At 62.4% G+C, this 12722-nt stretch carries 6 protein-coding genes; 4 read left to right on the forward strand and 2 right to left on the reverse strand.

All coding sequences use genetic code 11. The features are described from left to right. Positions 1 to 2 precede the first annotated feature (2 nt). Positions 3 to 1340: a TolC family outer membrane protein gene (locus tag ACZ5M5_RS13670; RefSeq protein WP_464739214.1), complete on the forward strand. Its 1338-nt coding sequence runs from the start codon at positions 3 to 5 to the stop codon at positions 1338 to 1340. A gap of 145 nt (positions 1341 to 1485) precedes the next feature. Here ACZ5M5_RS13670 and ACZ5M5_RS13675 read toward each other — a convergent pair whose 3' ends face one another. Continuing rightward, positions 1486 to 7137, reverse strand: coding sequence for a putative Ig domain-containing protein (locus ACZ5M5_RS13675; protein ID WP_464739215.1), 5652 nt, complete (start codon positions 7135 to 7137; stop codon positions 1486 to 1488). Positions 7138 to 7547: 410 nt separating this feature from the next. Between ACZ5M5_RS13675 and ACZ5M5_RS13680 the strand changes: the two genes are divergently transcribed. The 3 genes from ACZ5M5_RS13680 (at position 7548) to hemN (ending at position 10845) form a co-directional block, all read left to right on the forward strand. Then, positions 7548 to 7991, forward strand: coding sequence for a CopD family copper resistance protein (locus ACZ5M5_RS13680; protein ID WP_092165611.1), 444 nt, complete (start codon positions 7548 to 7550; stop codon positions 7989 to 7991). Positions 7992 to 8086: 95 nt separating this feature from the next. Further along, a complete protein-coding gene (locus ACZ5M5_RS13685) occupies positions 8087 to 9460 on the forward strand; it encodes an oxygen-independent coproporphyrinogen III oxidase (RefSeq protein ID WP_464739216.1) in 1374 nt (457 codons plus the stop codon). Next, complete coding sequence (hemN, locus tag ACZ5M5_RS13690; RefSeq protein WP_464739217.1) at positions 9457 to 10845, forward strand: oxygen-independent coproporphyrinogen III oxidase; 1389 nt, start codon at positions 9457 to 9459, stop codon at positions 10843 to 10845. The genes ACZ5M5_RS13685 and hemN overlap by 4 nt, the downstream gene beginning before the upstream one ends. Before the next feature lie 394 nt (positions 10846 to 11239). Here the strand turns inward: hemN and adeC are convergent, their stop codons facing one another. Continuing rightward, complete coding sequence (adeC, locus tag ACZ5M5_RS13695) at positions 11240 to 12664, reverse strand: AdeC/AdeK/OprM family multidrug efflux complex outer membrane factor (RefSeq protein ID WP_464739218.1); 1425 nt, start codon at positions 12662 to 12664, stop codon at positions 11240 to 11242. Positions 12665 to 12722 lie beyond the last annotated feature (58 nt).

The raw sequence follows: 12722 nt of genomic DNA on the forward strand, positions 1-12722 counted from the left end.
GCATGGTCTACCGTTGGCGTGTATTGCTGGGCCTGTATACCGGTTGGGCGTTGATCGATCCGCTGTGGGCCGCCGAGGGTGGCCTGAGCCTCACCGCCGCCTACGATGCTTCTCGCCTCAACGATCCGACCGTGCAGTCGGCGGCTCACGCTTTTGAAGCTTCGCGGCATGAAGAGGACATCGGCCGTGGAGGCCTCTACCCGCAAGTGTCGCTGACCTCGCGCTACGGCTACGGCGGACGTACCGACGGCGGTGACGACAGCACTTACGTCAACAGCAACGATTACCAGGCGAACAACGTCACCCTGGCGGCGCAGCAGCCGCTCTACGACAAGGCCCGCTGGGCGGCGTACCAGGAAGGCAAGGCGCGAGGGCAACTGGGTACCCAGGTGTTCGACGTGGCCGGTCAGACCTTGTATGACCGGGTGGCAAAGGGGTATTTCGACGTTGCCCGTGCCGAGAACGAGATCAAGCTGATCCAGCAGCAAAAGGCGGCCATCCAAGGCTTGGTCATCCAGAGCAAAAAACTGTACGAGGGCGGCCAGGGCGCGATCACCGATATCGATGAGGCCCAGGCGCGGCTCGACCTGGTGCAAGCCCAGGAGGCTGAAGCCCAGGCGCGCCGCGTGGCCGCCTTGCGAGCTTTGTCCGGGCGGGCCAGCGTGCCCATCGATGACATCCAGCCGATGCGCGAAGAACTGGCCGCCGGTAGCCCGATCCCGCCGGAGCAGGACTTGCCGTACTGGACGGCGATTGCCCGCCAGGCCAGTCCCGAGCTGGCCGCCCGGCTGGCGGCGGTGAAAGTCGCCGAAGCCCAGGCCGACAGTCAGCGCGCCGGGCATTATCCGACCCTGTCGTTGACCACTCAATTGACCCGCCGGGAAACCCGTCAATACCAGGAACTCGATCCGCGCCAGGACACCTATTACGTGGGCGTGCAGCTGGACATTCCGCTGTATCGCGGCGGGGCGGTACGGGCCTCGGTGGCCAAGGCCGAAGCACAACTGGCCGGGGCCCAGTCCGACTACGACGTGCAGCGCCAACAACTGGCCGAAGACATCGAGGCTGATTACCTGGGCGTCGTCGCCGGGTTCACCAAGAGCAAGGCCATGCAGCGGGCGGTAGAGTCCAACCAGCGAGCACTGGCGTCGACGGAAAAAGGTTTCCAGGGTGGCGTGCGTTCCACGGTAGATATTCTTGATGCGCAGCAGCGGTTGTTCCAGGCCCGCCGGGACCTGCTCAATACCAAGCTCGACATGCTGCAAAGCTATGTGAGCCTGCACACCCACACTGGCCAGATGAACCGCGCGGTGCTCGAACAGGTGCAAAGCTTGTTCTAGACAATCCAGGGTTCAAGTTCGCCACAAAAACTGTCCAGGCGCTGTGCTTGCCTTCAATCTTTCAGGCACAGCACGACCCCCTGTGGGAGCGAGCTTGCTCGCGATAGCGGTGGGGCAGTCAGCATCCATGCTGGATGTGCTGCCGTCATCGCGAGCAAGCTCGCTCCCACATCTGGGGGCTTGCTTCAGGCGGTGAAGTCGCTGGCGTGCAGCTCCTTGACGCCCACCAGTTCGAATTCGAACTCGGGGTGGCGTCGGCGTTGGTACTGCCGGAGAGGATGCCATCGACGAAGCGCAACTGGCCGGTGGCGTTGGTGGCGTCGAAGGCATTGCTGCCGATGAACGTGAAGGCATCGACGGTGGCGGTCAGCGGGTTGGCGTCCAGGCCGGTGAGGTCCAACTTGTCGAACTCCGCGCTCTTGAAACCGCTGATCACATCGCGCAAAGCCCCGACGCCCATGTCTGACAGCGCACCAAACGCGTAGGTGTCCGCGCCCGTGCCACCGGTGAGGTTGTCGGTGCCCGCGCCACCGATCAACCGGTCATCGCCCGAACCGCCCACCAGCGTATCGTTGCCTGCACCGCCATTCAGGATGTTCCCCGCGCTGTTACCGGACAGACTGTCGGCATAGGCGCTTCCCGTCAGGTTCTCGATGAATTTCAAGGTATCGAGCCCGGAACCCACGGTGTTTTGTTGCGCAGACGTCGAGAGGTTCACCGTAACACCGGACAGGGCTCGTTCGAACGACACCGTATCGTTGCCATCGCGCCCGTCCAGGATGTTGTTGCCGGCGCCGGCGAACAGCGTGTTGTCCAGCGCGTTGCCCGTGCCATTGGCGGCGCCAGTGCTGTCGATGTACAGGTTTTCGACATTGTTACCCAAGGTATAGGCGGCCAGGCTGCTGTGTACGCTGTCGATCCCGCCCGTCACCGCATTGCCGTTGGTCTCGATCACGCTGTCGTCGGCATTGTCGACAAAGTAACTGTCGTTGCCGTCACCACCGCTCATGCTGTCGGCCCCGGCGGCGCCATCGAGCACGTTATGGGCGGCGTTGCCGGTGATGAAGTTTCGCCGCTCGTTACCGGTGCCGTCGATCTCCGATATGCCGGTGAGTACCAGGTTTTCGAGGTTGGCGCCCAGGGTCCAACTGACCGAAGCCTGCACGGTGTCGATCTGCGAGGCCGAGGTGTTGGTTTCCACCACACTGTCGAACGCGTTGTCGACCACGTAGATGTCGTTGCCATCGCCGCCGGTCATGGTGTCGGCGCCCAGGTCGCCATTGATCGTGTCGTTGCCCGAGCTGCCCACCAGGGTATCGTCCTGGTCGGTGCCGGAGATCATCCCGCCCTGGTTCTGGGCGTTGTCGAAAATGTCCTGCACGCTGTTGTTGTCGTTGGGGTTGCCCTGGAAGCCCAGGTCATCGGCAATGTAATCCGCCAGGCGCTGGCCGACGATTTCCGCCGATTCCTCGTGCAGGTGCCAGACGTCATCGGGATACACCAGCGGATCGACTTCGTAGCGCAAGGGCAGGTCGGTGTAGTCCACCGCCAGCTTGACGTCGGCGCGTTCGGCGGCCATGGCCTCCTGGGCGGCGCGGACATAACCGACGCCTTCGACGATGGAGGCAATCTTCTCTTCCGAATAACCCCGGGCCCGCGCCGCATCCTGTTCGTAGTGCCCGGTTTCCATCAGGTACACACTGAAATTGCCGAACTGGGCGTGCAGGTAATCGAAGACTTTCAGGGTCGCGGCTTTATACGCCGCCGCAGCCGCGGCCTTGTCCGTGGCGCGGGCGATTTCCTGGGCGGCTTCCTCGCCCTGGCCCCAGATGATGCCCATGGTGACGTTGTCGATCGACTGCAGCTCGGTGCGCTGGTCACGCAGTAGCGTCACTGCCCGCAACAGTGCCGGCCCGGGTTGGTTGGTGTCTGTCAACCACCAGCACAGCTGGAGTTCCTCGGGGCTGAGTGTGGACAAGCCGTTGACCGTACTGCCGCCGACCGCGATGTCGATACCGTTGCCATCGGCATCGGTGAACTGGCTGCGCACGTCGTAGGTGGTGTAGCGGTTCAGGTCATTGACCAGCATCGAAGTGCCGGACTGGTCGTCGTCCTCGGTCATGCGCAGCAGGCGCGCATTGGATTGGCCGAGGGTGGGCAGGTAGAGAATGTCCTGCTGGGCACGCTCGCCGAAGACGAAGTCGTTGGCGGTGAGGGTGTTGAGGTAGTTGCCGTTGAGGGCGATCTCGAAGCGATTGCCATCGGCGTCGGCTTCGGCGGACTTGATGTAGGTCTTGTCACCGGCCGCGTTCAGGGTCATGTACAACGTGCCGTTGCTGCCATCGCCGAGGCCGAGAAAGCCCAGCCCCGAGACGTCGATTTTGTCGACGCCAACGGTGAAGTCATAAATCGTGTCGGTGGCGGTGACACCACCGGTGTCGTAGTCGCGGTAGCTGTCGGACAGGTTGCTGTAGCGAAACGTGTCGGCGCCATCGCCACCGTACAACGAGTCCCGTCCGGCACCGCCGTCGACGATGTCCGCGCCGGTGCCGGCCTTGATCGTATCGTTGCCGCCGAGGCCGAGGATCAGGTCCGCGCCTGTCGTGCCGTTGAGGGTTTCGCCGTTGTTGGTGCCGGTAATGGTGTTGGCGGGCGCATCGGCCACCACCAGGGTGAAGTTGTCGCTGACCGAGGCGCCCGAGGGATCGGTGGCCTTGACCAGGACGTCGTAGTTGCCCGCAGCGGTGCTGGTCGGCGTGCCGCTGAAGGTCAGGCTGGTGGCATTGAAACTCAGCCAGGCGGGCAGGGCGTTGCCGTTGGCGAGGGTCGCGGTGTAGGTCAGCACATCCTGGTTGGCGTCGGTGAAGCTGTTGCTTGCCACGGTGTATTTGAAGGGCGTGCTTTCACTGGCGTTCTGGTCCAGGAGTGGGGTGGCCACGACCGGGGCCACATTGGTGGGGTTGGTCTGGTCGGCGAAGACGAAGTGATTGGCCGTCAGGCTGCTGACGAAGTTGCCTGCCATCGAGATCTCGAACCGGTTGCCGTTGGCGTCGACCGTGAGGTCCTTGAGGTAGGTGCGGTTGGTCGACGAACTGTAAGTGACCTGCAGAGTACCGTTGAGCCCGTTGCCCAGGCCGGTATAGCCGAGGGCCGACACGTCGATCTTGTCGGCGGCCACGTCGAAGTCGAGGATCTGGTCACTGGCGCTGGTGGAACTGGTGCGGTAGCTGTCGAGTTTCGAGGTGTAGCGGAACACATCAGCGCCGGTGCCGCCGGTGAGTTTGTCGACCCCGGTGCCGCCGACCAGGATGTCGTTGCCGGCGCCGCCATTGAGGGTGTCGTTGCCCGCGCCACCGAACAGTTGTTCATTGGCCGCGGTGCCGGTCAGTGTGTCGTTGTTCGGCGTGCCATTGATCACAATGGTGGCGGGGACGTCCTGCACGGCGAGGGTAAAACTGTCACTGACGGTGGCGTTGCTGCCATCGGTGGCCGTGACCTGGATCGAGTAGGTGCCCGACGCGGTGTCGGGAGGCGTGCCGTTGAAGGTGCGAGTGGCGGCATCGAAGGTCAGCCAGCTGGGCAGGGCGCTGCCATTGGCGAGCTTGGCGGTGTAGCTCAGGCTGTCGTTATCCGGATCGGTGAAGCTGGTGGCCGGCACCACGTAGCTGAACGGGGTGTTTTCGGTGGCGTTCTGATCCACCAGCGGCGTCGCCAGCACGGGCGCCTGGTTGGTTGGCGACGTGGTGGCGAACACGAAGTTGGCGCTGGTCAGGGTGTTGAGGTAATTACCGTCCAGTGCCACTTCGAAGCGGTTGCCATTGGCGTCGGCCTCCAGGGATTTGATGTAGGTCTTGGTGCCGGCGCTGTTGAGCACCAGGTACACGGTGTTGTTCTTGCCATCCCCCAGGCCGGTGAAACCCATGGCCGAGAGGTCGATCTTGTCGGCGCTGACGTTGAAGTCGGTGATCAGGTCGCCCAGGTTGGCGCCGCCGGTGTTGTAGTTGCGATAGCTGTCCAGGCGATTGGCGAACACAAAGGTATCCGCCCCAGTGCCGCCGGTGAGGGTATCCATCCCGGCACCGCCGTCGAGCTTGTCGTCGCCGGCGCCGCCACTGAGGCTGTCATTGCCCGCCAGGCCGAGCAAGGTGTCGGCCGCATCGCTCCCCAGCAGTGAGTCGCTGCCACTGGTGCCCGTGATCACGCGATTGAAAATGAAATTGCTCGCCGTCAGGGTGCTGGCCAGGTTCCCCGAGAGGATCAGCTCGAAGCGATTGCCACTGGCATCGGCGTCGAAGTCCTTGATGTAGGTGCGGTTGTTGCTGGCGCTGTAGCTGACCTGCAGGGTGCCGCCACGGCCATTTCCCAGCCCGGTGAAGCCGAGGCCGGCGAGGTCGATCTTGTCCTGGGTGACATCGAAGTCGGTGATGGTGTCATCGAAGCTGGTGGTTGCGTTGCGGTAACTGTCCGACTGAGCGACGAACCGGAATGTATCGGCGCCGGTGCCGCCGGTGAGTTTGTCGACGCCTGCGCCCCCGACGAGGATGTCGCCCCCGGCCGCGCCATTGATGGTGTCGTTGCCCGCGCCACCATAGAAAATCTCGCTGGCGGCGCTGCCGAGCAGGGTGTCGTTGCCCGGAGTGCCTTGTACGGTGGTCATCGGTACCGTGGCGCTGACGTAGCTGCCGTCGCCATAGACCAGCGTGGCGCCCTTGCTGGTGTGGCTGATGGTGTTGGCGATGATGGCGTTGCGGTCGGTGCCGTCTTCATTGCGCTCTGCAACACCGTAGGTCGACAGGTCGCTGCCGCTGATGATGTTGCCCTGGATGAGGTTATCGCTGCCGTTGAAGTACTTGCCAGACACGCCCAGGGTGTCGTCGTAGGACTGGATGATGATTTCCGGTACGGCACTGCCCAGGGAGTTGTTGTTGAGGGTGTTGTCGATGACCTCGACGTGGTTGCTGCCGTAGATGCGGATCCCGGCACTGGTGTTGTCATGGATGTCGACGCCCGTGACGGTCACTTCGCTGGAGAGTTTGATCAGCACCCCTTCGGCGCCGTTGCCGTACACCTCGCCGCCGGTGATGGTGATGTTGCTGGGCGAGGGAATGTCCTCGCTGCCGCGCTGCACCACGATGCCATTGCCGCCGTTGTCGTAGGCGACGTTATTGGTCAGGGTGAAATCGTGGGTGCTGGTGACGACGTTGAAACCGTGGCGGTCGTTGTTGTAGGCGACGTTGTTTTCGAAGGTGCTGTCGCTGAGGAAGTCGGCGACGAAACCGTCCAGGCCGTTGCCGTGGGACACGCTGTTCTTGATGACCATGTTGACGGTTTGCTCGTGGGGGTCGAAACCGTACCCGGAGCAATCCTTGATCTCGACGCTGTCGAGGGTGACGTTGGAGTCGTAGCCTTCTTCGCCGGGAATGTAGCCGTTGAACCAGCCGTCGACCTTGCCGGTGGTGCTGTCGCGGTTGCCGTCGATGGTGAGGTTGCTCACGCCGAAATCGTGGGTTTCCTCGCCATAGGCCGAGCGAATGATGCCGGTGATCTTGGTGTCGGAGCCATCGGCCAGCTTGACCGTGGTGTCGCCCATGCCGTCGCCGTACAGATAGACGTTGCTCTTGAGCATCAGGCAGCCGTCGGAAGGTTCCTCACCCCCCGAAACGATGTAGGTGCCGGTGGGCATGTACACCTGCCCACCGCCGGCCGCGGCCGCCGCATCGATCGCACTCTGGATGGCTGCTGTGTCGTCTGTGATGCCATCTCCTTTGGCGCCAAAATTTTGTACGTTGAAAATCATGAGCTTATCTCCGTATCAGGCTTAAACCTAGGTAGACGTCAACATTCCATCGACGACCTTCGTGTTATGACCCAACGGAGCGCAAAAGTTGTGACCGCATATCGGGGAAAGTGTCAAAAAGCCGGACTAACTGATCAGCGGTTGTGTGGAATGTGCGCAAGAGCAACGTTCTGTTGACGCTTTCCCGCGCCTGACGACGCCGACTGTGGGAGCGAGCTTGCTCGCGATAGCGTCGGATCAGCTGCATCGATGTGGACTGACACATCGCTATCGCGAGCAAGCTCGCTCCCACAGGGTTCGTTGATATGGCTGGCATGCGGTTTCCTTGATTGGCATCAACCCCACTTCCGGGCCCGCGGGATAACCTCGAATAAACCAGCGCCCTGCTGAAAGGGGCGACCGAGGCCCCCATGAGTTATCCGCTGTTCCTGACCTTGCACCTGTTTGCCGCGCTGGTGTTCATCGGCACGGTGTTCTTCGAGGTCCTGTTCCTGGAAAGCATCCGCAAGCAACTGCCCGCCAAGGTCATGGTGTTGCTGGAGCAGGGCATCAGCCGGCGCGCCCGGCAGTTGATGCCATGGGTGCTGCTGGTGCTGTTCGGCGCGGGCGGCGGCATGGTCTGGCTGCGCTATTGGCCGGCATTGTCGTCGCCGTTGCAGTCGTCCTTCGGCGTGCTGCTGGGGCTGAAGATCCTGTTGGCGGGCAGTGTGCTGGGGCATTTCCTCTGGGCCATGTGGCTGTTCAAGCGCGCCCGCATGAACGCCCGCTACGTGCACATCATCCATGTCAGCGTGTTCCTGCACATGGTGGCGATCGTGCTGCTGGCCAAGGGCATGTTCTACATCACCTGGTAAGCGCTGGCGGCGGGGGCCAAGGCGCTTGATACAGGTCAAGGTGGCCCGGCGGGTTAGCGCGCAAACTGCCCCTGCACAGTCACTCGGAGATTGTCATGTTCGACCCGTTCCATACCCTCGTTGAGCGCCCCTCGGGACGTGCCCCACGGGTGGCTGATTTCGATTGCCCAGTCGGTACACGAAGATTCCACACCGGCATCGGGTCCCTCGACCTGCTTCGGGGGTTGCGCACCAGCCGCCAGAAACGACGGCCCCTATCCGTGGCGGTGCACCTGCCGTCGCGTTTGCGGCTGGCGTCGTGTTCGCCCCTTGCCAGTGACTGCCGATGCGGCGAGATCGAGGGCTATCTGCAGCGCCTGGCGTATGAAATGGGTTTGGTCGGTTGCCACCTGGGGGCAGGGCGGCGCGTCGAGCAGTTTTGCCTGACCGGTGGCACACCGGTGATCGCTCATTTGCAGAAACTGATGAGCGATCTGCGCAAGCGCTTCGACTTCAGCGAGTACGACGGTGCCGATCACAGCATCGAAGTGGACCTGCATCACACCGACTGGTCGACCATGGGCCTGATCCGTGACCAGGGTTTCACCCATGTCAGCATCGGCGTGCCCGACATTGGCGTCGACAGCGCGCTGTCGGTCGATTGCTACCAGAACCCGGCGCCGATCCATTCGCTGATCGATGCAGCGCGCACGTTTGGTTTTCGCTCCATCAACATTGACTTGGGCTACGGCCACGCCTGGCAGACGCCCAACAGTTTCGCCCTGAAACTGGCGACGCTGATCGAACTGGAACCGGACCGGCTGCACGTTTTCGACTATGCCCGCGCGCCTTATCGTTATCGCTCGAAGAACGCCGGAGTGGCTGGCGCCTTTTGCTGCACGGCCGACAAGGACGCCATGCGGCGCATCTGTTGTGAACAGTTGATCGGTGCCGGTTATCACTACATCGGCCTGGGCCAGTTCGTCAGGGCCGACGATGACCTGGCGGTAGCCCAGGAGCACGGACGCCTGCATCGCAATTGCCAGGGTTTTACCCGTCACGGTTGCTGTGACCACGTGGGTTTCGGTTTGTCGGCCATCACTCAGATCGAGCACCTGTACGTACAAAACACCGACGATCTGCTTCGCTATTGCCAGCAACTGGATGCCGGGCAATTGCCGGTGTGTCGTGGCTGGCGTTGCGAAGCGCAGGACCAGGTCAGCGCGAGCGTGACCGAGCAGCTTTCCTGTGACCTGGAGCTGGACATACCAGCCATCGAAGCACGTTTCGGCCTGGTGTTTCGCGAGCACTTCGCGTCTGTCTGGCCGTTGCTGGAAGTGTTGCATGACCAGGGATTGATCGAACTGACGAGCCGGTTTATCGGCATCTTGCCCGCCGGGCGCTTGAACGTGGATGCGATCTGCAACCTGTTCGACCCGGCACCGGATGAGGCAAGCCCACACGCTTTTGAAAAGTTGAACCCTTCATGACGACTGCCTCCGGTTTCAATCGTGCCCTGGTGGAGAAATACGACCGCCCGGGCCCGCGCTACACCTCCTATCCGACGGCCCCGCAGTTCCACCAGGCCTTTGCCATGGACGAGTACCGCCAGGCCGCCCAGCGCAGTCACGAGGCTGCGCAGCCCAAGTCGTTGTCGGTGTACATCCATATCCCGTTCTGCCAGAGCCTTTGCTATTACTGCGCGTGCCACAAGATCATCACCCGCAAGACCCATCGCGCCGCCGAATACCTGACCTACCTCAAGCGCGAAATAGCCCTGCAAGCGGCCTTGTTCGATCGCTCGCGCAAACTGACCCAGTTGCATTTGGGCGGGGGCACGCCGACTTACCTGACCCATGGGCAACTGGCCGACCTGATGGATTGCCTGCACCAGTCGTTCGACATGGATGACAGCGACGCCCATGAGTTTTCCATCGAGGTCGATCCGCGGACCATCGATGCACAACAGATCCAAGGCCTGCGCCAACTGGGATTCAATCGCCTGAGCTTTGGCGTCCAGGATTTCGATGCCCAGGTGCAGATTGCCGTCAACCGGGTGCAAAGCGAGGCCCAGGTCGTCGAGCTGGTGGAGGCCGCGCGCCGGGCGCGCTTCAAATCCGTCAGCGTCGATCTGATCTATGGCCTGCCGTTGCAGACCATCGCCAGTTTCGATACCACTTTGAGCAAGATCATCGCCCTGCGTCCGGACCGGATCGCGGCCTACAGCTACGCCCACCTGCCGCAACGGGTACGGGCGCAGCGGATGATTCGCCCCGAAGACATGCCGCCGCCCGAGCGCAAGCTGCAATTGCTGGAACTGACCATCAATCGCCTGACCGAAGCCGGCTACGTCTACATCGGCATGGACCATTTCGCTTTGCCGGATGACGAACTGGTGCGCGCCCGCGCCCAGGGCACCTTGCAGCGCAATTTCCAAGGCTATTCCACCCACGCCGATTGCGACCTGATTGGCCTGGGGGTGTCGTCGATCGGCAAGGTGGGTGACAGCTACAACCAGAACGTCAAGGAGCTTTCCCAGTATTACGCCTGGCTGGATCAAGGCCTGCTACCGGTGCAGCGCGGCTATCGGCTGAGCGACGATGACCGCCTGCGGCGTGAGGTCATCAGCGAGCTGATGTGCCATGGGCGCATCGACTTCGACCGGATAGACAATGCCTTCGGCATTCGATTTGGCGAATACTTCGCCGATGCCCTGGAACGACTCCAGGAGCTGGTGCGCGACGGGTTGCTGGACATTCGCGCCGATGAGTTGGTGCTGTTGCCCCAGGGCCAATTAATGATGCGCAACGTGGCCATGGCGTTCGACGCATACCTGGAGGCAGGCCAGACAGTCCAGTATTCGCGTACGGTCTGACGACGCTCAAGGCGCATCGGACTGCTTTTGTGGCGAGGGAGCTTGCTCCCGCTGGGGGCGAAGCAGCCCCGAAACCTGCCACTGAGGAGTGTCAGGTTGATTGCGTTCAGCTTCTTTGGGGCTGCTGCGCAGCCCAGCGGGAGCAAGCTCCCTCGCCACAAGGGCCGGTTGACCGGGGTCGCTATGAACTTTCAGTGCCCGGGTTTCCGGAAGCTGGGATCAGGTCGCGTATCGCATAGAAACCCTGCACCAAGCGATTCTTGGCTCGGTACTCACACAAGAGCAGCAAGGTATCCGGCATCTGGGAGATGGACGAGGCCTGTTTGACCACCATCGTCTTGCCTCCCGAACGTAAGCGCACCAGTGTCCCGGGTTCGAATGTGCCCATTTGCAGTCACCTCACAGTCACGTTGCTTGTGCGTTCTACCCAACCCCCGCCCAGGGCCTTGTACAGATTGACTTCGGCGAGCAGCTGCGACAGCCGGTCGACGATCAGGGTTTGCTGGGCGTTGAACAGCGAGCGTTGGGCATCGAGGAAGGTCAGGCTGCTATCCACGCCGATGCGATAACGTCGCTCCGCCAGGCGGTAGTAATCCTGGTTGGCTTGCACCAGATCGCGCTGGGCGATCAATTGGTCTTTATAGGTCTTGCGTGCCGCCAGGCCATCGGACACTTCCTGGAAGGCGGTCTGGATGGCTTTCTCGTATTGCGACACGCGGATGTCTTTCTGGATTTTCGAGTAGTTCAGGCTCGCCCGAAGGCTGCCCGCGTTGAAAATCGGCAGGTTGATCTGCGGTTGAAATGTCCAGCTGCCCGACCCGCCCTTGAACAGCCCGGACAGTTCCGTACTGGAACTGCCCGCGTTGGCGGTCAGGCTGATGCTCGGGAAAAAGGCGGCACGGGCCGCGCCGATGTTGGCGTTGGCCGATTGCAGCAGGTACTCGGCCTCCAGGATGTCCGGCCGGCGTTGCAGCAAGTCCGAAGGCAGGCCCGCCGGTACTTCGCTGAGCAGGTCCGATGCCAGTGGACGGCCGGGCAGGTCATCGGCGACCGACGTGCCCACCAGCAACGTGAGGTTGTTGAGGTCCTGGGCGACCTGGCGCTGGAACTTCGCCAGGCTGGCCCTGGCGCTTTCCACCGAGGTTCGCGATTGGCTCAGGTTCAAGGCCGAGGCGGTGCCGACCTGGTTACTGCGTTCGGTCAGGCGCAGGCTTTGATCATAGGACTGGAGCGTGTCCTGGGTCAGCGCCAGCAGTTCCTGGTCGGCACGCCAGGTCAGGTAGGCACTGGCCACGCTGGCCACCAGGCTCAATTGGCTGCTGCGGCGGGCCTCTTCGCTGGACAGATAGATCAGCGACGCCTGGTCGCTGAGGCTGCGTATGCGCCCGAACAGGTCCAGTTCATAAGCGCTGATCCCCAGGGTTGCCGAATACGAACTGCTGATGGCGGCGTTACCGGTTCCGGTGAGGCTGGCCGGCAGGCGCTGGCGCGAACCGGTGCCGTTGGCGCTGATCGCCGGGAAGAGGTCCGCCCGCTGGATCCGATACTGCGCCTGGTAAGCCTCGACGTTCAGCGCCGCTACCCGCAAGTCGCGGTTGTTGGCCAGCGCGCTTTCGATCAGTTGCGCCAGCACCGGATCCTGGAACAGATCACGCCAACCCTGTTCGGCCGCCAGGGGCCCCGACAAGGCCGGGGCATAGGCCGAGGTTTGCGGATACTGCCCGGCGACCGGTGCGTCGGGCCGTTGATAGTCCGGGATCAGCGAACAACCGCCCAGCATGAATGCCGCGGCCGCCAGGGGGCTCAAGAGTTTATGCATCGACCTGTTATCTCATTGTGGTGCCTGCCCAGACCCCGCGGGCGCAGGCAGGCGGGTT

This window comes from Pseudomonas sp. Van50 (genome assembly GCF_055390755.1).

Coding starts and splice junctions, on each gene's coding strand:
- ACZ5M5_RS13670 (WP_464739214.1), top strand. CDS start 3: ATGGTCTACCGTTGGCGTGTATTGCTGGGCCTGTATACCGGTTGGGCG.
- ACZ5M5_RS13675 (WP_464739215.1), bottom strand. CDS start 7,137: ATGATTTTCAACGTACAAAATTTTGGCGCCAAAGGAGATGGCATCACA.
- ACZ5M5_RS13680 (WP_092165611.1), top strand. CDS start 7,548: ATGAGTTATCCGCTGTTCCTGACCTTGCACCTGTTTGCCGCGCTGGTG.
- ACZ5M5_RS13685 (WP_464739216.1), top strand. CDS start 8,087: ATGTTCGACCCGTTCCATACCCTCGTTGAGCGCCCCTCGGGACGTGCC.
- hemN (WP_464739217.1), top strand. CDS start 9,457: ATGACGACTGCCTCCGGTTTCAATCGTGCCCTGGTGGAGAAATACGAC.
- adeC (WP_464739218.1), bottom strand. CDS start 12,664: ATGCATAAACTCTTGAGCCCCCTGGCGGCCGCGGCATTCATGCTGGGC.